This window comes from bacterium (genome assembly GCA_035308905.1).
GTDB lineage: Bacteria > Sysuimicrobiota > Sysuimicrobiia > Sysuimicrobiales > Segetimicrobiaceae > DASSJF01.
This window is the reverse complement of the sequence record DATGFS010000009.1, coordinates 1-25,101: the sequence shown is the minus strand read 5'-3', so window position 1 is coordinate 25,101 and position 25,101 is coordinate 1. Positions and strand designations below refer to the sequence as shown.

26 protein-coding genes are annotated in these 25,101 nt (G+C 67.1%); 7 read left to right on the top strand and 19 right to left on the bottom strand.

What is annotated here, in order from left to right; all coding sequences use genetic code 11:
- Window positions 1-40: 40 nt before the first annotated feature.
- Genes VKT83_02715 through VKT83_02700 form a run of 4 tightly spaced genes read right to left on the bottom strand, consistent with a single transcriptional unit; the run spans window position 41 to window position 4,686 of the window.
- The gene (locus VKT83_02715; GenBank protein HLY21358.1) at window positions 41-1,477 is read right to left on the bottom strand and encodes a DUF4340 domain-containing protein; all 1,437 of its coding nucleotides are present in this window, start codon (window positions 1,475-1,477) and stop codon (window positions 41-43) included.
- A complete protein-coding gene (locus VKT83_02710; GenBank protein HLY21357.1) occupies window positions 1,474-2,934 on the bottom strand; it encodes a Gldg family protein in 1,461 nt (486 codons plus the stop codon). The genes VKT83_02715 and VKT83_02710 overlap by 4 nt, the downstream gene beginning before the upstream one ends.
- A gap of 4 nt (window positions 2,935-2,938) precedes the next feature.
- Window positions 2,939-3,700: an ABC transporter permease subunit gene (locus VKT83_02705; protein ID HLY21356.1), complete on the bottom strand. Its 762-nt coding sequence runs from the start codon at window positions 3,698-3,700 to the stop codon at window positions 2,939-2,941.
- Window positions 3,697-4,686: an ABC transporter ATP-binding protein gene (locus tag VKT83_02700; protein HLY21355.1), complete on the bottom strand. Its 990-nt coding sequence runs from the start codon at window positions 4,684-4,686 to the stop codon at window positions 3,697-3,699. The genes VKT83_02705 and VKT83_02700 overlap by 4 nt, the downstream gene beginning before the upstream one ends.
- Before the next feature lie 69 nt (window positions 4,687-4,755).
- Here VKT83_02700 and VKT83_02695 point away from each other — a divergent pair, with 69 nt between their 5' ends.
- Window positions 4,756-6,399, top strand: a complete 1,644-nt coding sequence (locus VKT83_02695; protein HLY21354.1) for an alpha amylase family protein — start codon at window positions 4,756-4,758, stop codon at window positions 6,397-6,399.
- Between the two features lie 374 nt (window positions 6,400-6,773).
- Here VKT83_02695 and VKT83_02690 read toward each other — a convergent pair whose 3' ends face one another.
- The 4 genes from VKT83_02690 to VKT83_02675 all read right to left on the bottom strand — a co-directional run bounded on the left by VKT83_02690 (window position 6,774) and on the right by VKT83_02675 (window position 10,474).
- Window positions 6,774-7,187, bottom strand: a complete 414-nt coding sequence (locus VKT83_02690) for a type II toxin-antitoxin system death-on-curing family toxin (GenBank protein HLY21353.1) — start codon at window positions 7,185-7,187, stop codon at window positions 6,774-6,776.
- A gap of 598 nt (window positions 7,188-7,785) precedes the next feature.
- Window positions 7,786-7,989, bottom strand: a complete 204-nt coding sequence (locus tag VKT83_02685) for a cold-shock protein (protein ID HLY21352.1) — start codon at window positions 7,987-7,989, stop codon at window positions 7,786-7,788.
- Window positions 7,990-8,043: 54 nt separating this feature from the next.
- Window positions 8,044-9,201: an FAD-dependent oxidoreductase gene (locus tag VKT83_02680; protein ID HLY21351.1), complete on the bottom strand. Its 1,158-nt coding sequence runs from the start codon at window positions 9,199-9,201 to the stop codon at window positions 8,044-8,046.
- Window positions 9,194-10,474 (bottom strand): FAD-dependent oxidoreductase, encoded by a 1,281-nt coding sequence (locus tag VKT83_02675; protein HLY21350.1) that lies wholly within the window; start codon window positions 10,472-10,474, stop codon window positions 9,194-9,196. The genes VKT83_02680 and VKT83_02675 overlap by 8 nt, the downstream gene beginning before the upstream one ends.
- A gap of 186 nt (window positions 10,475-10,660) precedes the next feature.
- Between VKT83_02675 and VKT83_02670 the strand changes: the two genes are divergently transcribed.
- On the top strand, window positions 10,661-11,095 hold the full coding sequence (locus tag VKT83_02670) for a phage holin family protein (protein ID HLY21349.1): 435 nt from the start codon (window positions 10,661-10,663) through the stop codon (window positions 11,093-11,095).
- Here VKT83_02670 and VKT83_02665 read toward each other — a convergent pair.
- The 5 genes from VKT83_02665 to VKT83_02645 all read right to left on the bottom strand — a co-directional run bounded on the left by VKT83_02665 (window position 11,092) and on the right by VKT83_02645 (window position 14,758).
- Window positions 11,092-11,274 carry a hypothetical protein gene (locus VKT83_02665; GenBank protein HLY21348.1) on the bottom strand — a complete coding sequence of 61 codons (183 nt, stop codon included), beginning with the start codon at window positions 11,272-11,274 and terminating at the stop codon, window positions 11,092-11,094. The two genes, VKT83_02670 and VKT83_02665, sit on opposite strands and share 4 nt — an antisense overlap.
- Before the next feature lie 42 nt (window positions 11,275-11,316).
- Window positions 11,317-12,270, bottom strand: coding sequence for a sugar kinase (locus tag VKT83_02660; GenBank protein ID HLY21347.1), 954 nt, complete (start codon window positions 12,268-12,270; stop codon window positions 11,317-11,319).
- 14 nt (window positions 12,271-12,284) lie between these two features.
- Window positions 12,285-12,929: a bifunctional 4-hydroxy-2-oxoglutarate aldolase/2-dehydro-3-deoxy-phosphogluconate aldolase gene (locus VKT83_02655; GenBank protein ID HLY21346.1), complete on the bottom strand. Its 645-nt coding sequence runs from the start codon at window positions 12,927-12,929 to the stop codon at window positions 12,285-12,287.
- Between the two features lie 5 nt (window positions 12,930-12,934).
- The gene (locus VKT83_02650) at window positions 12,935-14,023 is read right to left on the bottom strand and encodes a sensor domain-containing diguanylate cyclase (protein ID HLY21345.1); all 1,089 of its coding nucleotides are present in this window, start codon (window positions 14,021-14,023) and stop codon (window positions 12,935-12,937) included.
- A 267-nt stretch (window positions 14,024-14,290) separates the two neighbouring features.
- Entirely contained in the window at window positions 14,291-14,758 is a 468-nt protein-coding gene (locus VKT83_02645; protein ID HLY21344.1) for a GNAT family N-acetyltransferase, read from the bottom strand.
- 267 nt (window positions 14,759-15,025) lie between these two features.
- Between VKT83_02645 and VKT83_02640 the strand changes: the two genes are divergently transcribed.
- The 3 genes from VKT83_02640 (at window position 15,026) to VKT83_02630 (ending at window position 18,372) form a co-directional block, all read left to right on the top strand.
- On the top strand, window positions 15,026-15,247 hold the full coding sequence (locus VKT83_02640) for a hypothetical protein (protein HLY21343.1): 222 nt from the start codon (window positions 15,026-15,028) through the stop codon (window positions 15,245-15,247).
- 151 nt (window positions 15,248-15,398) lie between these two features.
- Window positions 15,399-15,791 (top strand): hypothetical protein, encoded by a 393-nt coding sequence (locus tag VKT83_02635; GenBank protein HLY21342.1) that lies wholly within the window; start codon window positions 15,399-15,401, stop codon window positions 15,789-15,791.
- Window positions 15,792-16,020: 229 nt separating this feature from the next.
- Window positions 16,021-18,372: a LuxR C-terminal-related transcriptional regulator gene (locus VKT83_02630; GenBank protein HLY21341.1), complete on the top strand. Its 2,352-nt coding sequence runs from the start codon at window positions 16,021-16,023 to the stop codon at window positions 18,370-18,372.
- 995 nt (window positions 18,373-19,367) lie between these two features.
- Here VKT83_02630 and nirK read toward each other — a convergent pair.
- Complete coding sequence (gene nirK, locus VKT83_02625; GenBank protein HLY21340.1) at window positions 19,368-20,426, bottom strand: copper-containing nitrite reductase; 1,059 nt, start codon at window positions 20,424-20,426, stop codon at window positions 19,368-19,370.
- Between the two features lie 194 nt (window positions 20,427-20,620).
- Window positions 20,621-21,022: an ester cyclase gene (locus VKT83_02620; GenBank protein HLY21339.1), complete on the bottom strand. Its 402-nt coding sequence runs from the start codon at window positions 21,020-21,022 to the stop codon at window positions 20,621-20,623.
- Between the two features lie 274 nt (window positions 21,023-21,296).
- Between VKT83_02620 and VKT83_02615 the strand changes: the two genes are divergently transcribed.
- Window positions 21,297-22,406 (top strand): medium chain dehydrogenase/reductase family protein, encoded by a 1,110-nt coding sequence (locus VKT83_02615; GenBank protein HLY21338.1) that lies wholly within the window; start codon window positions 21,297-21,299, stop codon window positions 22,404-22,406.
- On the opposite strand, the gene VKT83_02610 is transcribed toward VKT83_02615, so the two are convergent.
- The 4 genes from VKT83_02610 to VKT83_02595 form a co-directional block, all read right to left on the bottom strand.
- Window positions 22,403-22,888, bottom strand: a complete 486-nt coding sequence (locus VKT83_02610) for a MarR family transcriptional regulator (GenBank protein ID HLY21337.1) — start codon at window positions 22,886-22,888, stop codon at window positions 22,403-22,405. The genes VKT83_02615 and VKT83_02610 overlap by 4 nt on opposite strands.
- A 9-nt stretch (window positions 22,889-22,897) precedes the next feature.
- On the bottom strand, window positions 22,898-23,359 hold the full coding sequence (locus VKT83_02605; GenBank protein ID HLY21336.1) for a cupin domain-containing protein: 462 nt from the start codon (window positions 23,357-23,359) through the stop codon (window positions 22,898-22,900).
- Between the two features lie 34 nt (window positions 23,360-23,393).
- The gene (locus VKT83_02600) at window positions 23,394-23,681 is read right to left on the bottom strand and encodes a hypothetical protein (protein ID HLY21335.1); all 288 of its coding nucleotides are present in this window, start codon (window positions 23,679-23,681) and stop codon (window positions 23,394-23,396) included.
- Between the two features lie 72 nt (window positions 23,682-23,753).
- Window positions 23,754-24,239 carry a cupin domain-containing protein gene (locus tag VKT83_02595; GenBank protein HLY21334.1) on the bottom strand — a complete coding sequence of 162 codons (486 nt, stop codon included), beginning with the start codon at window positions 24,237-24,239 and terminating at the stop codon, window positions 23,754-23,756.
- A 339-nt stretch (window positions 24,240-24,578) separates the two neighbouring features.
- Between VKT83_02595 and VKT83_02590 the strand changes: the two genes are divergently transcribed.
- On the top strand, window positions 24,579-25,101 hold a 523-nt coding region (locus VKT83_02590), incomplete at its 3' end, for a DUF998 domain-containing protein (GenBank protein HLY21333.1).

Below are 25,101 nucleotides of genomic sequence, written 5' to 3'. Positions count from 1 at the left end.
TACGGCCGCAGCGACGCCGCTGGCGGCCGGAGCCGGCTCCTCATGGCGTCGGCGGCTTGGCCGGAGCAGGCCCTCCGCCCGGCCGCGGGGCCGTCGGCGTGACGCCCGCGCCCGGTTGTGTCGGCGTCACGGTCACGGCTCCGCCCCCCGGCGCCGGCTTGGTCCCGCCGGCCGGCGCGGCCTTGGGCAGACCGAGGAACGCCGTAATGGCCTTCGGGAAGCCGTCGAACGCGTTCGACGGCAGTGCGTACTGCAGGCCGAGCGCCGTGTTGGTGGCGAGCCACGCGCCGCCAGGGCGCCGGTAGACCACGACGCGGAACTGGGCGCCCTCGCCGCCGTCGGTCTGGATCGTGAAGGCGGGCGTCCCCGCCGGCGCCGCGGCGAGCGCCTCCACGGTATCGCCCTCGAGGATGTTGATCGACGAGAACATGTCGGTGATCTGACTGTCCGAGAGGCCGCCGCCGGAGAACCCGGGGCCCTGACGGTGGATCTGCAGCACCTGCTCGTCCCGGCTCCACGTCACCGCGGTGAGATTTTGCGCGTTGTACGGCAGGAGGCGCTTGCTGACGAGCGAGATGGGCGCCGGCGTCAGCCGCTTCGCCAGTCCCGCGTCCAGCTCCAACACCGTCGCCGCCCCCGCGACCATCGCATACGTGACCTTCCCTTTTGACGCGAAGATCAGACGCAGCGGCGTCGACTGCTTCTTCAGGGTGACGTCCACGGTAACGGCCGGGTGGTCGAGTCCGTAGGGGGCGAGGTCGCGCACCCCGTCGTGGAACGCCTTGGCGTCCGAGGTGGTGATCGGGAAGAAAAGGTCGGTCACTTTAAAGTCGTCGGCCGGCCACGGGTGGGCGCCGCCCAGACGCCAGCGGTCCGGCCCGATGCGGTCGACGGTGAGCACCCCGGACGCAGAGGCGACGCGCACGCGCTGCACGTCCGCATTGGAAAAATCCGCGAGGGTCTTCTGGCGCAGGTCGGCGGCCGTCTTCGCCAGCGCGTCGCGGGCCGACGCGTCGACGAGGTAGACCGCGTCCCCGGGCACCGCGCGCGCGTAGAGCCCCGTCGAGACCGGCGAGGACTTGCCGATGTCGACGGCGGCCGTCTTGCCGTCCTGGGTGTGGAGCGTGAGCTCGGTATCCGGCGTCGCCAGCCCGTACGCGGCCCAGTCCGAGGTCTTGTCGGCGACGGTCCGCTGCGGCACGATTGCGAGCACGCCGTCGAGCAGGTCGGACACCGCGTAGCCGGACGCCGGCGCCGCGAACGGCCGGGTCAGCATCCAGTGTGTGGCGTCGGTCCGCACGAGCTCGGCCGTGTTCTTGCCGCTCCGCACCGTGATCTGCGTAATCGAGGCCTTCGGGAGGTGCACGAGGTGCCGCGCCTGTTCCGCGCGCTGCGCCTGCGGCCGGTCGACGACCAGAATGTAGCCGCCGACGAGGGCGACGACGATCGCCAGCGCGAGGGTGATGCGGGGACTCACAGGCTGCGCCTGCGGAAGTACACCGAACCGCCGAGCACGAGGAGCGCGAGCGGCAGGACGATCACGCTGCCGAGGAAGAGATAACGGCCCTGCTGGCCGGAGACGATGAACGGGTCGAACGGCGAGGCGCGCGGCGCGATGCTGACCAGATTCCCCGACTGCGTGAGCCACGCGACGGTGCTGGTGAAGAGGTCGCGGTTGCCGACCAGCCCGACGTAGCTGTTCCGGACGAACGAGCTGTTGCCGAAGAGGACCGCGGATCCCTTGGCCGGACTCGGCGCCGCGGCTGCGGGCTTCGCCCCGCCCTTCGAAGGAGCGGCCGAGGCGCCGGGCGAGGCCGCACCGCCTCGCGAAGACGAGGTCGGAGTGACCGACGCCGTGGGGTGCGCGGGAGCCGCGCCGGTTCCCGACGGCGTAACCTCCAGGCCGAGAATCGACGGTCCCTTGCGGTCGACGCCCGCCTGGTACGCGATGTCCTTCGCGTCGAGGTTCGTCTTCACGTAGCTCGCGTCCGAGCTCTTGACGATCGGCGTGATCGTGACGTCCTTGGCCTTCGGATCCGGCACGAGGGGCGTCGCGACCGGGAACGCCGTCGCGAGGTTGAAGTTCTGCGTGATGTCGTTGTACGGGTACTGCGTGACGATCGGCACGGCCGGGTTCGCCCCGAGCAGCCGGGACACCGGATCGACGACGAGGCCGCCGGGGGCCGCGACGTGGAACTCACGGCCGAGCCACGCCCGCACGCCGGCCGGGCTCGTCGGATCGATCAGCACCAGCAGGTGGCCCCCGTCGCGATAATAGGCGTCGAGCGCGTCGAGCACTTGAGGCGGGAGCTCCTGGCTCGGCGAGGCGAGCACGACCGCGGAGGCGTCGGCCGGCACGTGCGCCTCTTTGATGAGGAAGAGCGGTTTCACGTCGAAGCCCTTGCCGGTCAACGCCTGCTTCGCCGTGCCCATGCCGACGCGGGTGAAATCGTCGACCGGCACCTCGCCGTCCCCCTGCACGACGTACAGCGTCTTCTTGCCGGTCTCCAGCACGTGCAGGAGGCCGTTGGTCAGCGCGTCTTCGGTGGCGTCGTCGACCGTGTACGTCGCGGCGCCGCGCTGCAGCACGATCTGGCCGTAGGACGTCACCTTGTACTTCTGCGCCTCGGCGGGGTTGCGGTCGGGATCGACGAGCCGGAACTGGAAGTTCTTCGAGTAGTACTGATAGGTGCCGAGGAGATCGCGGTAGCGGCCGGTCGAGTCGGAGCCGGGGAACGCGACGGCCTGCACCGGGCCGGGCAGCGTCCGCAGGATCTTGAGGGTCTGCGGCGAGAGCGAATGCTCCCTGGTCGCGGTGAGGTCCCAGCGGACGTGGTGCTCGACGCCGAGATAGTTGAGTCCGACGAGCAGCGCCAGGACGAGCAGCGCGGAGACGAGCGCGTTGACGGTCAGCAGGCGGTTGCGGCGCAGCATCACGCTACCTCCACTTTCGGGACTCCAGCGCCAGCGCGCCGAGGAACACGAAGAAGCCCGCGAGGCTCAGGAAGAACAGCACGTCCTGCGTGTCCACCGTGCCGCTCGAGAACGTATTGAAGTGGGTCGCGACGGCGAGGGAGGACAGGACCTGCTGGGTCGCGGAGCCCGTGGCCTGCTGGGCGAAGCCGAGCACCCACAGCAGCAGCAGCAGCGAGAAGCCGATCGCCGCGGACACGATCTGGTTTTCGTTGAGCGTCGACGCGAACAGCCCGATCGCGAGGAACGCCGCGCCGAGCAGCAGGAGGCCGAGGTAGGTCGCGCCGAGCAGGCCCCAGTCGAGGCGGCCGATCACGGCGAGGCTGAGCGGCATGTAGGCGCTGATCGCCAGCAGCACGAGGTACAGCCCGACCGCGGCGAGGTACTTGCCGAGGATGATCGCGGTGTTCGTGACCGGCGAGGTCGCCAGCAGCTCCATCGTGTGGGCGCGGTCTTCCTCGGAGACGAGGCGCATCGTGAGCACCGGCACGAGGAGGATCAGCACGAAACTGACGTCCTGAAACAGCGGGCTGAAGATGATCCGCGTCGGGTTGAAGTCGGCGGGCGGCGTGCCCTGCAGCTGCAGCACCTGCGTCGTGTACAGGCCGATCAGCGAGAAGAACAGGAAGCCGGTGATCAGGAAGAACATCCCCAGCGCCACGTAGGCGATCGGCGACGAGAACAGCTGCTTGAACTCCTTGCGCGCGATGACGAGCGTGCCGCTCATGCCCGGGCTCCCTTCGATCCGCCGTCTCCCGGCTTCGCGGGGCCTTGGGACTGAGCGGGACCGTCCTCATGCGTGACGAGTTTCAAGAAGACGTCCTCGAGGCTCATCGACAGCGGCCGCAGCTCGAGCAGGCCGACGCCGGATTCCACGACGGCGCGGGCGACGTGCTCGCGGACATCGGCGCCGAGGTCGGACTCGACGAGCAGCTCGCCCGGCGCCCCACCGGCCGTCACGTGCCGCACCCCCGCGATCGTGCCCAGGCGCTTCGGCAGGTCGGCCGACGGCCGGGCCGCGCGCACGAGCGTCTTGTCCGAATTGCGCAGCCGGGCCGCCAGCTGCTCGTACGTGTCCACGGCGACGACGGCGCCCTCGTTGAGGACGATCACGCGATCGCACACCGCGGTCGCCTCGGGCAGGATGTGCGTGCTCAAGATGATCGTGTGCGATGCACGCAGGCCCTTGATCACGTTGCGGATCTCGACGATCTGCCGCGGATCCATCGCGGATGTCGGCTCGTCGAGGATCAGCACCTCGGGATCGTGCACGATCGCGTGCGCCAGTCCGACGCGCTGGCGGTAGCCGCGCGACAGGTTGCGGATGAGCCGGTCCGCCACGTCGTCGACGTTGCACAGCGTCATCGCCCGCTCCACCGCGTCCGGTACCCGGCCGCGTTCAACCCGCTTCAGCCGGGCAACGAAGGAGAGGTACTCACGCGTGGTAAACTCGTCGTAGAGCGGGACCACTTCCGGCAGATACCCGAGATGACGCTTCGCCTCGAGCGGCTTTTCCACAATGTCGAATCCGGCGATGGATGCCCGCCCCGCCGTGGGCGCCAGAAATCCCGACAGGATCCGCATCGTCGTCGTCTTGCCGGCGCCGTTCGGGCCGAGGAATCCAAGGATCTCGCCTTCACGAGCCTGAAACGACACGTCGCGGATGGCCCAGCGCTCCCCATAGCTGCGGGAGAGCGAATCGGCCTGAATCACGAGCGAATCCCCCCTTCCAAGCAGACAGCCCTTATCCTAATCGCCAAGGTCCGCCGTTGCAAGGGCCGCGTGCGCCCGCACCGCCCCCCGACTGCGCGGGGCCGCTGGGCCGCGAAAACGGGGGGGCTCCTGGCCGCGGTGCTCGCCGCGGCGCTGGTCCTTCCCGCGGCCGCGGCCCCGGGGGCCGCGGCCGCGCGGCAGGTGCCGCATCGCGCCCTGTGGATCGAGCCCGGCGCGAACCTCAAGCAGCTCAGCACGGTCGACGGGGTGCGCGCTGCGCTCGACCGTGCGAAAGCCGCCGGCATCGACGTCGTCATGCCCGAGGCCAAGAATGCCTGGGGCTACGTGATCTACCCCAGCTCGTTCATCCCGTCGATCGCCGACTCGCCGATCTCGCACTCGGGCGCCGGCGGAAGCTACCCGCCGCCCGCGCAGTGGTATCCGCGCGACTACGACCTGCTGGGGACGATCATCGCGGAGGCGCATGCCCGGGGCATCAGGGTCCACGCGGCGATCAACACGTTTGGCGAGGGCTACTCGCCGATGCACGCCGGCCCGTCATTCGCACACCCTGACTTTCAGGCGACCGCGTACGTGGCCTACCGGCGCATCATCGCTCCCAACGGTACTTCTTACGAATTGACGGGCGTCGATGTTCCGCGCGGACAGGACCAACTGATCCTCTACACTCCGGCGAGCGGCGGGGCCAGCCCCGCGTCGCGGTACGGCGTCGAGGCGGCGGTGGCCGCCGGCACGGTGGCGGAGGTGCGCGATCGGACCGGGGGGCCGGCCGATCCGGGAGCGGTGCCGATCCCACAGGACGGGTACGTCCTCTCCGGGCACGGCGCGGCGGCGGACTGGCTGCGCGGCGCGCTGCGGCCGGGCGATCACGTTACGATCGGCCCCGTGGAGACGCGCATGGAGCCCTCCTCGGCCCACGACATCTTCGCGTTCGCCAACCCCGCGAACCCCGCGGTATGGAACTACGAGCTCGCCGCCGTGCGCGAGATCGTGGCGCGGTACGACGTCGACGGCATCGTGCTGGACCGCACCCGATACGACGACCTGTCGGAGGACTTCTCCGATCTCAGCCGCGCGGCGTTCGAACGGGCGATCGGCCGCCCGGTCGCGCACTGGCCGGACGACATCTACACCTACGTCCCGCAGGGGTACTGGGTCACGCGCCGGTTCGGCCCGCTCTATCAGGAATGGCTTGGCTATCGGGCGCACACCATCATGGCGTACACGCGCGCGGCCGCGGAGGTCGCCCGGGCGGTCCGCCCCGGGGTGACGGTGGCGATGTACGTCGGCTCCTGGTACTCGGTCTATTACAATGAAGGCGTGAATTGGGCGAGCCCGAGCGTCCACCCGCCCTATTCGTGGATCGGGGACGCGTGGGTTCGCGCCGGGCTGGCGCCCCTGCTCGACTACCTCATGATCGGGCTCTATTACCGGCCGGTGACCATGTGGGAGGCGATCCGCCGGCACGACGGTGCCACGATCAGCGTCCAGGGCAGCGGGATCCTCGGGGTGCAGCTGGTGCACGGCGACACGGCGGTCGTCGGGTCCCTGCTGCTGACGTTGTACGAGGGGCAGCCGCGGACCCTGACCCGCGCGATCCGCATGTCGGACGCGGTCACCCGCGGGACGATGATGTTCGACCTCGTGTACCTCAACACGCTCAATCTGTGGGACGCGATTCCGGCGCCCTGAGGCAAACGCAGCGGGGCCCGCCCGGAAACCGGGCGGGCCCCGCCACGAGAACCTATCACCTTCTGCCTTACGCGGCGTCTCCGGGACCTGCGAGCTCGGAGCGCGCCGTATGCGGAGTCTCCTGCCGAACCGTCATCATCCAGCTGTGCCGCTGCGCTGATGCCGGCCGGACTACGGATGTGTTACCCGGCCATCACCTCGCGCGGATACTGGCGGCAGGTCGGACGGTACGGCATGGAGCCGGGTCTACTATGGGCCATCCGCATCACCTCCTTTCGTTCACTAACCCCATCATCGCGCGCGCCGACGGCGGTGTCAAGACCGCGCAGCGCTGGGCTGCTCGACCGTCGCCCGGCGAATTCTATGAAGGGACGCTACTTTCTGCCGTTGCTCTTACGCTTGGAGTGGCCGCGCAGCCAGACGGCGACGGCGTCACGGGTCATGCCGCCCTTCGCCACGCCGGTGATGAACTCGACAGTTTCGGCCGCCGGGGACAGCGCCAACCGGTACCCGGCACCCTCCAGGAACAGCCGCGTGGCCTCGAGTGCCGTGCGCTTGTTGCCGTCGTGAAAGATCTGGTCGCGGATCAGCCGATCGAGATAGAACGCGGCGAGGTCCCACACGGTCGGCTGCGGCCGGAGCGCGATGCGGGTCTGGACAAAATTAACCAGGGAGTCGAGACTCGGCGGGTATACCACGTTCTGTTCGCCGGCCAGATAGAGGCCGCCGGTCGCCCGGATCATCCGCTGGTTGACCGTCCGCAACTGCTCCGCGGTCAGGTACTTCATCGCTTGGCGAGGGCCTCCCAGACAAGGCGGTTATCCCGGAGGCTGCGCTCGAGACTGGACAGGAACAGCCGTTCGCTAAACATCTCCGCCGGAGGGAGCGGGCGAGACGGCCGGCGAACGATGGCCTTTCGCGCTCTACTGGCCTTCGTCGCTCTCGAACGGACCACTTTTACCCGTGCCTGCCTCGGCTTCGCCGGGCGTTTGGCGGGTTTTGCGGCCTTCCGGGCACGGGAAGCGCCCGTCCGGGCCACTTTTTTGGCCGGGCCTCGGGACTTACGCTGATTTACGGTTTTTCTCGCCCTCTTTGCCATTGTGCCGTCCTCGTTCTAATCTATCACGCATCTAAGGCCATGCGCAACATATCGCCCCCGAGTCGGCTTCAAGAATCGATTTTCTTCGAGCGGATGGGAGAAGAAAACGAGAGTTAAGTTAGAAACGAGCAACCGCTCATCATAAAAGATGATTCCAGGCGAGACGGCGCCCGAGGCAACCGGGGCAACACGGGACTAAACCCGGGACAAAGGAGAGCGCCGGACCGACGGCCCGGCGCTTTTGAAGCGGTTATGTTCGTTGGCGCAGTTGTTGGAAGTTTCGCCGGCTAGCCGACCACCCTCACATTCTGGGCCTGCGGGCCTTTCTGACCCTGTGTGATCTCGAACTCGACAACCTGGCCCTCCTCGAGGTTGCGGAATCCCTCGCCGGCAATACCCGTGTAATGCACGAACACGTCCTTTCCTTCCTCGGGGGTAATAAAACCATAACCTTTCTCGCGATTAAACCACTTCACCGTACCCTTAGGCATAGCTACTTCATTCCTCCCCCAGGCCTTACAGCCCAACAAAGTGGTTCCTCCTTACTACGAACCCTGGGACGAATCCTGCACCCCCCTGTCCGGCCCAAGGCCTCCCGCCGTCCCCGCGCCGGCCGCCACGACGGCGAAGCGGCCGGGCGCCCAAATATCCAGCCCGTCCGGCCACCGGTTCCGCGACACAGCGTCCGCGATCGCGTCGCCGATGACAGGACAGTATGTGACCGCCCGATCGGCGCCGGCGAGCGCGAAGTACAGATCGTCCTCGAGCCGGCCGACGGCCGGACGGCCGTCGGCCGGCTCCGCGGAGACCAGCAGCGGCGCGTGAATGATCCGCGCCGGTTCGACGCCGGGCACCAGGCACACCGCGGCCGCTGCGATGCGGCGCAGCGCCTCGACGAGCGCCCGGGCGTTTTCCGCGGTGGCGCCCTCGTCGACGAGCGCCGGCGGATCGAGCACCAGTTCACCGGAAGGGTGTTGGCGGATCCCGTTGACAGTGTGCCGCAGCAGCGGCGCGATCCGTTCCGTGACAGCGACGCGGCGCCGTCCGCTCCGCGCCGGCGGCCCGGCACCGAGCTGCCGCACGGCCATGCCGAGCAGCTCCATCGATGCCACGACGACCCGCCGCGCGACGATCTCGTCGCGTCCGGTCCGGATACGAAAGCCCCCGTTCTGCCGGGCGATGCTGATATAGCCGCAGTCGAGATGCGTCGCGCCGCCGAAGCCCAGCGCGGCGGCGAGCAGGCGGCGCGCCAGCGCTCCCGGGTCCGCGACGCCGTCGTAGCCGCAGTACACCGCGCCGGCGGTGTGCTCGGTCAACCCCGGTTCGCGCCGCAGCGTCTCCTCGCGCGACAGCCACGCCACGGGCAGCCCGGCCGCGCCGGCCTGAGCTGCGCGCGCACGGCCCATCTCCGCATCCGCGTCGGTCAGCGCCACCGTCAGGCCGCCGGTGCGCCGGTACCCGAAACCGCCGATCGCGTCCTGGAGCTCGGGAAACCGTTCGGCGCTCCGCACCGCGAGCCGGATGTCGGCCGGGGTTCCGCTCTGCACAGCGACGGCGGCCGACGCCGGCACCGCGCCGTCCGGACGAGACGTATCGACAACGACCGGCGCGATGCGCCGGCGGGCGAGCGCGTAGGCGGCGGCCGCCCCGGCGCAGCCGGCGCCGAGCACCGCCACTTCGTATCCGCGCGCGCGATCAGGCACGACCCGCATCCGTCTCGGCGTCGGCACGCAGCAGCGCCGCGAGCGGCAGGGGTCGAAGCGGCGGCCACAACGACGGCAGGGGGACGCGGCCGGCCGGAACCTGTAAGAACTCGCTGAGCCACCGGATCACCGGGGGCCCGCACCGCCGCCACCGGCAGTCGCCCAACCCGCAGCGCGTCTGGGCGGCGAGCGCGTCCGGCGTCACCGCGCCTGCCACCGCCGCCTGGCGCAGCGCGTCGAGCCGCACGCCCTCGCAGGCGCACACGGTCGTGTCGGGCCGCGGCGCCCACGCCTCGATCACCTCATCGGGCACCGCGCCGAGCATCAGGGCCTCCCGCGCCGCGTGCCGCAGCGGGGAGGCGGCCGCGGCGAGACGCTGGCGCGCCTCCGCCATTTTCGCGTCGGGCTCTTCGAGCAACCCGAGCATGTGGAGCGCGGCGCACGCCGCGAGCCGGCCGGATTCCGCCGCCGCGCGCGGCGTGTCCACGCCGGCCGCGTCCCCGGCGACGAACAGGCCGGGCGTCGGACCGTGCACCGCCAGCGTGGGATCATAGCGCGGTACGAAACCGCCGAGGAGCGGCTGGTAGACACAGGGGCAGCCGGCGAGACGCGCCAGCTCGACCGCGGGGACGCGGGGCGATTCGACGCACAGCAGGCGGCACGGGTGCGCGACGCCGTCGTCCAAGAGCACTTCCTCGACGGCGCCGGCGCCGCGCGCCTCGGCCGGTACGCCGGGCAGCACGGGGATCGCGGCGGGCACGCCGTTCGGCCGGTCGGGCGCAACGAGGGTCACGGCGAGCCCCCGCTCGGCGAGCCGGGTCGCAAGGGCGGCGTGCTCGCCCCGCGCGACGACGACCGCCGGTCCGGACTCGGCGGTGACCCGGCCGGCGCGGACCGCGTCCCACGCCGCCTCGAGCGTCAGCACCCCGGGCAACGTCCACCCCGGGAACGGCATCATCACCTCGGGGGCGCCGGTGGCAAGAATGACCGCGGCGCCCGTGACGGTGTCGATCCGCTGCGCCCGGAGCACCGCGAGCGAACGGCCCGCGATGCCCCACACCGGTGTGCTGCGCCACACCTCCGCGGACCCGAGACTCCGCATCAGGCCCTCGGTGAGGCCGCGCGCGCCCGGCACGAGAACGGCGCGCCCGCCCAGCACGGGGCGCTCTTCGAGGAGCAGGACCCGGGCTCCGGCGGCCTGCGCCTCACCGGTGGCGGCGAGCCCGGCCGGCCCCGCGCCGACGACGACCACGTGCCGCTCGATCGCGTTCATCGCCGGTATCTCAACGCGGGACGGGGCATCGCCGTGAACGGTCCTCCTTCAACGCATTCGCGAGGTGCGGGAGGTAGGTGTTCCGCTCCCCGCGCGTCTCCTCCTGCGGGTGCGCAGGGCGCCGGGGCGGTTCCATCGAACGGCACCACGCGGCCGGCATGGTGTCGTGAACGGAGGCGAGTCGCAATGCGGGACGCGATCGACGACGGACGGCGGATCGAGGACGAGGACACCGCCGCGGACGCGACGGGCACGATCCTGCGGCGTCTGGCGGGCAGCCTCGGCCTCATGGTGCAGGCCTACGCGCTCGCGGCCGCGCGGGACCTTCGTTTGGCGGTGCGCGACGTCGTCATGGCCCTCGTGCTGCTCAGCACCGTGATGATGCTCGGGTTCTATGTGCTTGCGCTGCTCGTGGCCGCGGCCGTCCTCGCCCTCGCGCAGGTCCTGCCGGCCTGGGGCGCGGCCCTCATTGTGTTCGCCGGCGTCGCCGTGGCGATGGGCCTGCTGCTGCTGCTGATGGCGTTGAGACTGCGCCGCATCGTGGTCCGGATGCGCACGACGATCCAGGCGGCGAAGGAGGATGCCCGGTGGTTTCGGACGCGAATCCTTCGGATCGACTAGCCGAGACACGCCGCGCGATCGAACGCGACGCGCACGAGCTGCGGACCCGTGCCCGCGGCACGCGCGCGAAAGTCCTCGCGGCCCTGAGCGGCATCGCCGAGATTCGCCAGATGCTCGGCGTCGTGATGCCGCGCCGCCGTCCGGCTCCCGCCGGTGACGACGGCGCCGCGCCCCGCCACGACCGGTAGGCCCGTCGCGCGCGGACGGGCGGCTCCCGCCGCCTACCGCCGGAGACCGTGGTCGTCGCCGCGCAGCACCGCTTCCACGTCGCGCAGCGTCGCGCGGCAAAAATCCCCGGCGTAGGTCTGCTTGAGCGCGGCCAGGGCGGCCCCGTACCGAAGGCCGTTGCCGGTACCCCGCGCGAGATATCCGTAGAGAAATCCCGCGGCGAACGCGTCGCCGCGGCCGACACGGTCCACCACCTCGGCGCGAAACGCCGGCTGGCGCACCACCGTCTCCGCGTCGGCGGCCACGGCCCCCGACTCGCCGCAGGTCAGCACGAGCACGCGGCAGCGCAGCCGGTCCCGTAGGGCGCGCGCGACGGTATCCGGCTCGCCCCGCATTTCGAAAACGCCTCGCGCGTCGCGATCGTTGACGAGCACGATGTCGAGCCCGTTGAGCAGGGGCGCGAGGGTCTCCCGCGCCGCGGACGGCGGCCACAACGTCGCGCGGTAGTTGACGTCGAACGAAACGAGCACCTGCCGCGCCCGCGCCTCGGCGATGGCACGGGTCACGAGGTCGCGCGGCCGCTCGCCGAGCGCCGGGGTAATCCCGGTGAGATGCACGACGCGGGCGCCGTCGAAGCGCGACCACCCCACCGCGTCGGGATCGATCTCGGCAAACGCCGACCGGCGCCGATAATAGAAGACTTCGCCGGGGCGCGGGGCGGCTCCGGGCTGCAGGAACATCACGCCCGCGTTTCCCTCGGGCGTCCACAGAACACCGTCCGCGTCGACGCCCGCCGCGCGGACCGCGTCTGCGATGCGCCGTCCGAGCGGATTGGCCGGCAGCCGGGAGATCCATGCCGTCGGGACGCCGAGGCGCGCGAGGGCGACGCAGACGTTCGCTTCGGCGCCGCCGACCTGCACGGCGAACGCCGCCGCCGACTCGAGCGTCTCACCGGCGGTCGGGGCGAGGCGGACCATCGCTTCTCCGATGCCGATCACGGTTGCCATACGCGCCCCGGTCCTCAGTCCTCGAGACTGTGCGCGGCGACGGCACGCACGAGCATATCCACCCGCGTCCGGACGGCCGTGCCGTCGACGGCGCGGTCGCCCGGACCGACGAGGGCCGATCCGATCCCCACCGCGGACGCGCCCGCGGCAAACCACTCCGCGACGTTGTCCGGCCGGACCCCCCCCGTCGGCAGGAACCGCGCCTGCGGCAGGGGCGCCCGCAGCGCCCGAAGGTGCGCCGGCCCGCCGACGTCCGCCGGAAACAGCTTGATCAGCGGCGCGCCGCCGTCGAGCGCGCTCAAGACTTCCGTCGGCGTGTACGCGCCCGGGATCGCGAGGAGTCCCCGCCGGCGCGCGGCCTCGACCATGCCGGGCGACAACGCGGGACTTAACAGGAATTGGGCGCCCGCGCCGATCGCCTGCTCGGCCGTCGCGGCATCCGTCACGGTGCCGGCCCCGACCAGCACGGCCGGGAATCTCTTCCGCAGGCGCGCGATCACGGCCGGGGCGTTGGGCACGGTAAAGGTGATTTCGATGATGTCGAGTCCGGCGCCGGCGAGAATCCCGCCGAGCTCTTCGGCCCACTCCGCGGACTTGGTGCGGATAATGGGTACGATCCGGGTCTTCAGGATGGCGGCGAGCGCCCGGGATGCCTCCACCGGGACTAGACGGGCGGGGTCAGAGCCTCTTCGGGCGAGAGAGTCACACCCCCGCTCGCGGCGAGTCCTTCGCCCCCCGCCCCGTTCGGCCGCTCCACCAAATGCGCCCGCTTCATCGCATAGAGGTGCCGGTCGGCGACGGCGATCAGCGCGTCCACCGCAACGCCGTCGTCCGGCCAGGTGGCAAGCCCCCACGAGAGCGTCATGGCGAGGTCGCCGGGCTGACCCGATCCGCTCGCGTCGATCCGTTCCAGTCTCCGCAAAATGGTGTTGGCCTGCTCGCGGCCGGTGTTGGGGAAGAGCAGGATGAATTCGTCGCCGCCGAGCCGCCCCACAACGTCGTGGACGCGGATGTGGCGCCGCAGCTTGTTCGCGACGTGCACGAGCACCGCGTCTCCGACCTGGTGCCCGAGCGTGTCGTTGACGCGTTTCATATCGTCGAGGTCGACGACGGCGACGCTGAGGGGCTGCCCCTCCCGCAGCGCCCGGCTTAACTCCGCGCCGAAGCGCTCGAGGATCGAGCGCCGGTTCGGCAGACGCGTCAACTCATCGGTGCTGGCGAGGCCGCGCAGTTCCTCGTAGAGGCGGGAAACCTCGATCGCGCCGGCAAGATAGCGCGCCACGACGGTCAGCACGTCGAGATCTTCCGGCGTGAACGCGCCGATCGCGCTGTGGTGGGCGCTTAGGACACCGATGACGCGGCCGCGCACCATGAGCGGCGCGTAGATCCCCGAACGGATGTCGTCCTGCTGCCGGTAGACGCGCGCGTCCGCGTGCATATCGGGGACGTACAGCGGCTGACGCGACTCGATCACCGTCCAGTTTAGGCCGCGTCCGTGCGGGATGGTCAGCCCCTTGTACCCCGCGCGGAGGCCCGCGGCCCCGACGACCGTGAGGACGTCCTTGGCCGCGTCAATGACGCCCACCGAACATGAGTCGAACCCGGCCTCCTCGCGCAGCATACCGAGCGTGCCATCGACCAGTTCGCCGAAGCTGAGCACGACCGTCAATTCGGTCGCCAGCCGCGCGAGAAAGGCGAGCGCCTTGTCGGAGTGACCGCGGGGCGTTGTTGTCGATTCGGGCCGTTCCCCCATTGTGACACCTCACACCGTCGCGCCGCCTCCGCAGGACCGGAGGCGGCCGGCCCGCCCGAATCGCTGGAACGCGAAGGAGGTCACCCGGTGGTACCGCGACGTGTCATCACACACGCGTTGCGGACGCCTGAATTGCCGTACGTACGGGTTGTGCCCAGGCCCCGGTGCACTTAGACGCCGGAGGCCGAGAGACCCGCCGGAACGCGCATCGCGGCGACTGCCGGCGCCGAACGTGAGTCATAGGCGGCCGCCCGGGATCAAGCGAAATTAGACCTCGGGCGCCCCCACCCACTCGTAGAGCGCATCCGGCTCGCGCTCCTCGTTGCGCGAGCCGTCGTTCAGATCGACCACTGTGAATCCGCGGGCTTCGTAGAACGCCCGGGCACGGCGATTGCGCTGGAAGGTAAACAGCCGCAGCCGGCCCACGCTCACCTCCTTGGCCTTGGCCAACAGCGCGCTCCCGATGCCGCGGCCGTACCAGCTCGGCAGCAGGTACAGATGATCGAGGTGGTCCCGGCGCTCGTTGAGCGCCGCGAACCCCACGATGCGCCGGTTCACGACGGCGACCCACATCCCGCCGGCCGCGAATACGGCGCCCGCCATCCAGCGGCGAGTTTCGTCGTCGGTGTGCAGCGTCGGAAGATACGGCAGCGCGTCCCGGCGGGAAGCGAGAAAGAGATCCGCCACCTCGGCGACATCCGCCGCGGTCGCCGGCCTGAGCTGCGCGGAGATCATAGGCCGCCTCTTCCCACACCTCCCCTGTCACCCCCTGCCGGTCGGTGCTCTTGTGTCGACCGGCGGATCGGCAGCATCCGGCCGCGGGATGGCCGGCGGCGATTCAATGCTGGTGTTCTGTCAGTTTAAGGGCAACCCGGCACCGACTCGCGCCGTCCTGTAGCGGGGCTGACACCCCGGGACGAATGTTCTCACTCTTTCGCCCGGTCCGGTTGTGGTTTAGACATGGAGGGGTAGATCATCAGAACAGGCTATGGAGGGACGCCAATGCCGAAACCAGCGATGGATCAGAAAATGATCCCGAGCGTCACGCGAATTCGCCGCCAGATCAGGAGGCTCAATTCCGCGTACATCGATGCGGAGGACAAACGGGAAACGGCCGCCGTGCTGCAGGCGTGCGTCAGCGAGCTCGCGGTGGTTCACTCGCTGCTGCCGCCCGGGCTGCGGAGCAAGAGCTGGGTCTTTTCGATGGAACGTTACGTGGCCTGACCGGCGCCGCGAACGGACGGCGCGACGCCGGGATGATTCGTCTACTGCTCGCCGTGACGGGTGGTCTTGCGCTCACAGCGCATCTCGTCCTATTCTGCCGCGCCAAGCGCAGGCTGGGCTTGTAGCGCGAGTCGCGGGGGAGAGTGCCGGAATGATGCGCGGGAGGTCCGTAGCAAAGGGAATCGTAATCGCAGCAGTCACCCTGGCCGTCGCCTGGCTGCACTCCGCCGGGGCGCCGGCGAGGGAGACGGGAGGCCCGGCCATCGAGGCGCAGGGTATTCTCGTCTCCGTAGACTCTGATGCCGAGGTGTTTACCATCGCAGGAGAGGCGGGCACCCAGGAGTTCTACGTGACGCCGGACACAATCATCGAGCTCGGCAGAGCCAAACGGATCGCGTTCCGCGATCTCGCAAACTTCATCGGCACCGCGAGCGTTGTCCTGTCAGCGGATACGGGCGCACGCCAAGACGCGAGCCGTGTGACACTGCTCGTCATGCCCTTTCGCGACACGCTGCCCGGCGGCGGGCGCGATCACACGCCGTAGGACGAATACATGCGCAAGAGGCCGCACGGAGCGTCTCCGTCCAGTTACGCATAGATCCGCCTCGTTTGGCCCCGCAGCATCAAGGTCAAAAAGGAAGCTTAAAATAAACGCAGGCGTGCAGTGGCGTATTTGCGAACTGTAGACTCGCCCGCCGGCACTGACTAGTGCGGATCGCGGTGGAGCCGCTCAACGAGGATGTGACTCAAGCTGTGAGGTGACTTGAGGACGCATGGTTGGCCCGCACCGTTCTCAACTTAATAACCTGCCCATCCAGGTCACCAGCTTCATCGGGCGGGAGCGAGAGATCGCAGAGGTCAAGCGTCTGCTCGGGAACGCTCGCCTTCTGACGCTTACCGGTGCGGGGGGTTGCGGTAAGACGCGGCTTGCTCTGCAAGTGGCCGCCGGGTCGCTCGATGACTATCGCGATGGGGTGTGGCTGGTCGAACTAGGGGCACTGGCCGACCCCGCTCTTGTGCCGCACACGACCGCCTCCACTCTTGGCGTACCGGAATCACTGGGGCATCCCGTACTTGAAACACTCGTCGATTCTCTCCGTCGTAAGTCCCAGCTGATCGTTCTGGATAACTGCGAGCATCTGCTGTCCGCATGCGCGCAACTCACGGACGCTTTGTTGCGTTCTTGCCCGGATCTGCGCATCTTGGCCACCAGCCGGGAGGGGTTGGATATTGCGGGGGAATTGATATATCATGTGCCCTCGCTCTCGCTGCCTGACCTCCAGCACGTGTCATCTTGGAACATCCTGGCTGACTACGAGGCTGTTCGCCTTTTCGTCGAACGCGCGGTCTTTAGCCATCCAGGATTTGCGCTGAGCGAAAAAAATGCGCCCGCGGTGGTGCAGATATGCCGTCAAGTGGACGGCATCCCGCTGGCCATCGAGTTGGCGGCACGACGAGTCAAAGCTTTGCCGGTGGAACAAATCGCCCTGCGGCTGAGCGACCGGTTCCGGTTACTCACCGGAGGAAGTCGCACCGCCCTTGCTCGACACCAGACCCTCCGGGGAACGATGGACTGGAGCTACGGTCTGCTGTCGGAAAAGGAACAGGCGCTGCTGCGTCGACTGTCGATCTTTGCGGGAGGGTGGACGCTCGAAGCCGCGGAGGCGGTGTGTGCCGGAGAGAACGTTGAAGCCTCCGAGATCCTCGGCGTAATGCTGGATCTCGTGGACAAGTCGCTGGTCGTGGTCGAGGAGCGAGACGAAACGGCCCGATACCGCCTCCTGGAGACCGTCCGCCACTACGGGCGCGAAAAATTGCTGGACGCGGAAGAATCTGACGGATTGGCGACGCGTCACACCGACTGGTATCTTGCGTTGGCTGAGCGGGCAGACCCGGAACTCCGGGGACGGGAGCAAGAAAAATGGTTCGGAGGGCTGGAGACCGAGCACGACAACCTGCGGGCGGTCCTGGTTCGGAGTGAATCAGCGCCGGACGGCGCAGAGGTGGAATTACGATTGGTCGGTGCGCTCTCCTGGTTCTGGTATTTCAATGGCCACTGGAACGAGGGACGAAGGTGGCTGGACGGAGCGCTGGCGCGCAGCGGTAACGTCCAGATTCCCGCCCTCGCGAAGGCTCTCGAGGGAGCGGCAATTCTCGCATGGCGTCAAGGCGATCTTGAGCGGGCGTCGATTTTGTGCGGGAAGGGCCTCGCAGTGTCCCGTGTCTTAGAGGACAAAGCCCTTATTGCTGCCTTGCTCCGCCACCAGGGCAATGTAGTGATCAATCAAGGGGACGACGAACATGGGAAGGCGCTGTTCGAAGCGAGTGTAACGGTATCCCGCCAAATAGAGAACAAGTGGCTCCTCGCCATGGCGCTCTCCCGATTGGGAGAGGTACTGCGGGCACGGGCTGACTACACCCCGGCAAACGCAGTGCAGGCAGAAAGTCTCGCGCTCATGAGGGAAGTCGGAAACAAGGCGTGTACCGCCTACGCCCTTCACAACTCGGCTGTCCTCGCGTTGTGTCAAGGCGACCATGAACGAGCGGACGTACTCTACCGTGAGGGACTTGCCCTGTGCCGCGGACTGCCGGAGCGTTGGGCTATTGATTGGTATCTCGACGGCTTGGCCGGCGTAGCCTGTGCCCGGAAATGCTACATAAACGCCGCACGGCTGCTGGGCGCGGCCGAAGCACTGCGCGAAACTCTGGGCCTTCGCCGTACGCCCGTGGACCAAGCCGATCATGACCGGTTCACTGCGTCCGCGCGTGCCGGGTTAGATGATGCTGCGTTTGTGGTGGCCTGGGCGCATGGGCAGTCGATGACGCTGGCACAAGTGATTGAGGATACGCTCGCGGCAATGGCGGGTGTCGGACTGAAAACCGAAGGGATTGAGAAACCGGCGGCGGTGAAGCGTGGGGATCACCTGACGGCTCGAGAGCGGCAGGTCGCGGCGCTCATCGCGCAAGGGCTAACCAACCGCGAGATCAGCGCTTCGCTTGCGATAGCGGAGCGAACAGTGGACGCCCATGTGGAGCACATTCTCGACAAATTGGGGTTCAACACTCGGACGCGGATCGCCGCTTGGGCCGTCGAACAAGGGTTGCATCAAAACACCACAGAGTGATGAAGAACACTTGAAACGCAGGCTTGGTCCGGAATAGTCGGAAGGCCGTCGCAGCGCAGGCGTCAAGGCCCGGTCGCCCCGTCCTCAAGAGATGGCTCAAGCCCAGGGGACGCTTCGATCATCCGGCGTTCTACGCCTCGTCCATCGAACACCGTCACCGCCGGCCCTTCAGGACGTACGGCAAGCTCAAGGCGCCGAGTCCCTCCATAATCATAGAGCCGCAGGCTGGCCGTACCGTCCGCAGCTACACCGATCCGAAGACGAACGTTCCCCGTGCGGTCGATAACTTCGATGGTCTGCGCACGCAAAATATCAGAGGAATGATGTGCCCGCGATGGTGGCCGCACGTATACTACCAGGAACACGAGAAGACAATTCAGCAACACCCATGTCGCAGGCGCGAGACGAAATTTGATACGCCACGAAGGCGCCCACCACCGCGCTTTTTGTCCTTCTGGCTCGGAACGGAGCACAGGCGTCACCCTTAGTACCCGCACGCTTGATCTCTCACCGCCAGGAGTGCACCGTGCGCGAGCGTCAACGCCGTCGTCTCTACCGCGCTCAGCTCCCCCGTCGCATCGGCGACAACCCCGGTCCACCGTGCAACGTTCTCCCGCCACCGCTGGCAGTCAGCGCGACGAACATACTGACCGTGGACACGCGACGCCGCGACACCGAGGGAAAACGCCAGAACGACTGACGCGAGCGTTCCGATCAGGCGACTCGTTGGCATCGTCGGCCCCCTTGCCGGTACCGGAACGAATGACGGCCGGACTCTACCGGCTCGCCAAACTGATCGTAGGTGAGAACCGGCTCGATGCCATCGAGGAAAAGACATATGCGCGGCATTTATTTTCAATCGGGCAAAGTACCTAATCCGTCTTCCTGCACTTTATTGGAGACCCGAGACGTGAGAAGTACGCGGAAACCCCGTGCCTAGGCAACGGCCCGCGCTTCGCAACTAGGTCAAGCGCGGGCCGTCTACTGTCGCTTAATTAAATGCCGGGAAGCATGGGCTTGAAGATCGACGGTTGCGCCGGCCCCGCGACATCGAGGACACCCATCATGCCCTTGCGGACCACCCGCGTGATCGCGTGATCGACCAGTTTGACGGCGCCCGGCACCGGCAGGGCAAGATCCCCCACCAGCGTGCTTCCGGGGGCCACGGTGACCGTTTGCATGTACGCGTCGGCCGCGGTCCTGAACGATCCATTGGTCCACACCCTCGTCCACACGTTTCCGATCGGATGGAAGCTGCTCGTCAGGTTGGGCCCGCCGTTGACGAAGAACACCCGCGCGGTTTCCCCGACTCTGGCCTTCAGGGCGCCGAAACCGTCCGGCGTTACGGCTTTGGTCTGGCCATTCAGGAGCACGTACGTCGGGTTCTCCCGCAGCATGGCATCGAAGTCGAAAGCACGGAAGCCCTCAGCGCCCGCCGCCGCGGCCACGTACATCTCGTTTTGACCGAGGTAAAACTCCCGGGTGACCGGAGGCAGTCCGTCTTCCGGTTCCACAACGATCATTCCGTACATCCCGCTGGCGATATGGTAATCGAGGTCCGACACCGCGCAGTGATAGACAAAGCTCCCAGGGTACATAGCTTTGAAATAGAGACCCTTCTCTTGTCCAGGGTTGGCCAGCAGCGCTTCCATGCCGCCGCCTGGGCCGTAGACGGCATGGAAGTCGACCGTATGCGGCATGAGGTTCTCGCGCGGATTTCTGAACGTGAGTTGGACGGTGTCGCCCACACGGATGCGGAGCAGCGGTCCCGGCACCTGCCCGTCGAAGGTCATGTACATGAACTTGAGGCCGGGCTCGATCTCCGCGAGAACCTCCCGGGCGGTCAACGTAAGATTGTGGTGGACGGCGTGCGAGCGGCGGATTGGCCCGGGAATGGCGGTGGGATTGGCGGCAACGCGTTTCACCGTCGGCAGCTTCGGCGGCGGAGGTCCCTGCGCGTTCATCTGCGCCGCGGCCCGTTCGGCGAATGGCGACGCAATCGCGGAGCCGGCGGCAACTCCCCCGAACGCCCGAAAGAACGCCCGACGACCCATCGACCCTGGTCCGTTTCGCATGGTGCACCCCCGCGGGCAGTGGTGGACGATTAGGCTCCACCGACCCACACTTAGGTAGTACCAGGATCACCCGATGCGGACCATCCGATGAGGGTCTGATCCTGCTTACGACCGGCAATCGAGCCGCGGGACGGTGCGGCCAGACCGAGCCGCACCTTCGCGGTGCGCATGAATCATCTTGCCGGGCCGGGCGGCGGAAACATTCCCACCTGTCGCATCACGCCAAGCAGATCGGACGCATGCCAGTCGTCCTTGATCTGCCCGCCTTCGACGCGGTTGATGTGAATCGAGACCCATGCCGCGGGTTTGTTCGTCGGGGGGATACCCATCAGCGGTCCGCGGTGCGTGCCGCGCGCCGCCCAGCGGGTGATGACCCGGTCCCCCACGGCGATGATATCCTCGACCGTGACATGGAGATCCGGAAACGCGGCGCGGAATCCGGCGACTCGCTGCTTTGCGCCCTCTCGGCCGGGCGCCAGTCCCGGTCCCGGCACATGCTCGATGCAATCCGCAGCAATGACCTCATCCGCCACGGCCAGGTTGCCCTTGTTCACCGCTTCCTCGATCCAACGCATCACAACGGCCTTATTGGCTTCCGCCGACACTGCGCACCCCCAGACACCTCGAAATCGCCAAGCCCCAATGGCGCTGACACTCCGTAGAGCACTGTGCGGCTAACACAGCCCTGAACCCTGCCCGCCTGGCTGGACCTTCAAACAAGCGTTTGTCCGAGAATCGCTCGATGGGAATCAGACGGAGATCCGATAGCCTATCTCGGAGTGCGGGCGTACGGTTCCTTCTGAACGTCTTCCGTTCCCTTGCGTGCCTCTTTCGGTAAGGAGGACGGCCGTGTCATTCACTGCAGAGCAATTGAAGCGAACCATCAAAGACGAGAAGGCATCCGCGACCTACCGGCATGTGACCGTAACCAAGCTGGGCGGGCCCGAAGTCCTTCAAATCGTGGAGGACGAACTCCCGCAGCCCGGAGCGGGGGCCGTGCGCGTGAAAATTTTGGCCACCGGAGTTTCATTGGCGGACCTGTTCATGCGCGAGGGCGTTCATCCTGAAACACCGCGCCCTCCGTATACGCCCGGCTGGGATCTTGTGGGAATAGTGGATCAATTGGGGCCAGGCGCGACCGGACCGAAGCCGGGCGAGATGGTGGCGGCCCTGCCGATTGTCGGCGCAAACGCTGAGTACATCTGCTTGCCGCAGGACGAACTGACCGTGGTGCCGAGCGGGGTGGACCTCGGCGAAGCGCTGTGCCTTGTCTTTAACTATGTCACGGCGTACCAGATGATGCATCGCACCGCCCGCGTCAGACCGGGCCAGCGGGTGCTGATCCACGCCGCCGCCGGCGGCATCGGAACGGCCTTGCTGCAATTGGGCCGGTTGGCCGGTTTGGAGATGTACGGAACAGCCTCACAGCGGGCCCACGAAACGGTTCGCAGCCTGGGGGGCGTCCCGATTGATTACCGGGCTGTGGACTTCGTAGAAGAGGTCCGCCGCCTCACAGGAGACGGCGTGGACGTGGTGTTCGACGGCATCGGCGGCGCCTGTGCCTGGCGGTCGCGGAAGGCCCTCCGCCGCGGCGGCACGGTAATTGCCTACGGTCTCACCTCGTCGTTGCAGGGCGGGAAATTGCCCGGTGGCTGGCGACGCCGCCTTAGGGGCCTGGAACGCCTTAGGGGCCTTGGGATTATCGGGCTCGTTATCGCCGCCGCCTTCTCCCTACCGGGCCGAAAGAGAGTGCTGCCCTACAGCATCCAGTGGCTCAAGAGGATAAAGCCAGTTTGGTTTCGGGACGACCTCACCACTTTGCTGAGACTGCTCAGCGAAGGAAAGATCAAACCGATCGTCGCGGCGCGGATCCCCTTGCGAGAAACCAGGCGGGCTCATGAACTGCTGGGGGCGGGAGGCGTCACGGGCAAGATCGTTCTTCTCCCGCCTGCTAGCTAGCGGGTCAACGGGCTCTCCCAGACACGAAATAGCAGCTCTTTGAGCTGAGCGAAACGCTCTGTCCCAAGTTCAGCGCTCCATTCGTGCTCGATGTTGCGGAGAATGTCGTAGATTCTTGAGTATGCGGCGTGGCCGCGTTTGGTCAAGCGGATAATTCGCGCGCGGCCCTCGTCCGGTGCGTCGGACCGGACGATATAGCCGAGACGTTCGAGGCTCCGGAGGAGTTGGTTCACGGCTTGCTTACTCATGCCTGCGCGCTCGGCGAGAACGCCTGGGCGCATCCCATCCGGCCCAGGGTATTGCAGCACCGCCATATGCGGCACGTGTAGATCCTCAAAACCGGCCGCGTTCAACCCCTTGATGATGCGGCGCTGGATCGCCTGAGCCGGCACACGCAACAATGCGCCGATGAGCATATCTCTCGTTTCGACCAGTGAGCTTGTTCGGCTCGACATACGGTCACGGATCGCCTTACGGCCCATTTTTCGTCCCTAGGTCTCCGGAGACGCCGGCACCGGGATCATGTCGAAGCGAGCAGCAAGTGCAGCCCGTTCCTCTCTGCCTCCGTGCCCGGCAGCCAGTTGCTGCATTTCTTCGAGATAGCGTTCGAAGCCGGCGGGATGATGCATGACCAGGAGGATCGCACTGTCACTGCTCGCGTTGCGAAAGCCGTGAATCGTTTCGCGCGGGACAAAGGCGAATGTGCCTGCTCCGGCGGTGTGGCTCTCGTCGCCGATGCGCAGCACCACCTCACCCTTGAGGACGTAGAAGAACTCATCGCGCCCGCGGTGGTAGTGCGGCCCCGCGCCCACCGTCCCCGGCTCGACTCGTCCTTCCCAGACGGTGCACAGGCCGCCGGTCTCTGCGCCCGACGCTTTGACCGTCACGCCCGCGCCAGTGGATCCGACCTTAATAAACCGTCCCTCGCCGGGAGCCACCACCACAGCGTTCATTATGCTTCTCCTCATGTGCCGTCATCGGCTGCAATCAACTGTGAAACTCATTGTGGAGCTCACCGAACGTCGGCTGGATTTGCGAAGCTTGCGCGCCACCGAGTTTCTTCAGTGCGGGCAACAGGCGATCGTTTGCGAAGCGGTCGAACGCTTCTTGCGATTCCCACACCTCAAAGATATTGAAGCCATCCTTGGTCATCGTTGCGAAGTGATGGAGCAAGCCTTCAGGCAGTTTGTCTTTGTGCACACCCAGTTCCCGGTTGAGCGGCTCGTACAGCTGCGCGGCCTCGCTGGGCATGCGCACGTCCATCGTCACGGCCATCTTTGTTCCCCCTTTCTTTGTAGACCACGGTCGCTCATTCCGACAACGAAATGGGAACCGATCGATGCGGGCTTAGGGGTGTTCAGGTCGAGGCGCAGCCGGCGTGAGGCCGTGGCGGCGCATGATTTCTGCCATCTTTGCCCGGTCCGGCGGACCACCGGCCGCCGCGTTAATCACCTCGGCAGACTCGCGGAAATACTGCGGACCGAGGACGGCTGGCGTGATCACGCAGAGCGCCCTCACGTCCTGGCTACCGTTGTTATCGAACCGGTGAACGGCGCCGCGCGGAATGCACAGTGCCTGCCCCGGCCCGACGTCGATGGGGTTCCCGTCGACCGTCCAGGTCAATACTCCCTCGATGCCGTAGATGGTCTCTTCGTAACGGTCATGGCTGTGCGCTGGAGCCGCCAGGCGCTGCGCACCCGGGACGATGAGCTCAAATGCCGCGACGCTGCTATTTGAGTTCTCTCCAGTGACCAAGAAGCGGACAGTCAGCGGCCCGAGACGGATGGTCGCGTCGGAAGGATTAACCTTGAGGTTGACAGTCAGCTGTGTCATGCGTCCTCCCCCCCCCCCAATAGTAAATGACGTTTACCACAAAGTGTACTATAAACGCCGTTTACTAAAATGTCAATACCCCTATAGGTTCCACATCTAGTAACGAATCGGGCTGGCACCTGATCGTTTCCCCGGGAACCGCAGCGCTACGCTGATTATTGAGGCGCGGGTTTTCGTGAGGGAGGTGTCCCCATGAAGGCAGTTGCCAGAGCGCCGGACGTTCCGCGGACTACGCGCGTAAGGGAGGTCCCCGAGGACAGGGCGGGCCCAACGAGACCGGGGGCGCCGCAAAGGGTCCTGCTCGTCTGCGGCATTCTCTCCTCGCTGCTGTATGGCGCGATGATCACGTTGATCCGATACGAGGGCTACAATCCCATTTCCCAAGTGCCGAGCGAACTCACTGCGATCGGCGCTCCAACGAGGCCGCTCTGGATGGTGCTCGGCCCTGTGTACGATCTGTTTGTAGTCGCATTTGGCGTGGGCGTCTGGATGTCGGCAGGTGGGAAGCGTGCACTGCGTGTTGTCGGTGGTCTGTTCGTTGCATTCGGGGCTCTCGGTGGCATCGCATGGCCATTTGCCGCGATGCATCAACGTGAGGTGCTGGCGGCGGGCGGGGGAACTTGGTCCGATACCCTGCACGTCGTTCTCGGGCTCATGACGGTGCTCTTCATGCTGGTGGCCATCGGGTTCGGGGCCACGGCATTCGGAAAGGCGTTCCGCCTCTACTCGATCGTCACGATCCTGATCCTGTTCGTGTTTGGCGCGTTGACGGGGTTGGAGAGTCCCCGGCTCCAGGCAAATCTGCCGACGCCGTGGATCGGGCTGTGGGAGCGCATCAACATCATGGGGTTCTTGCTGTGGG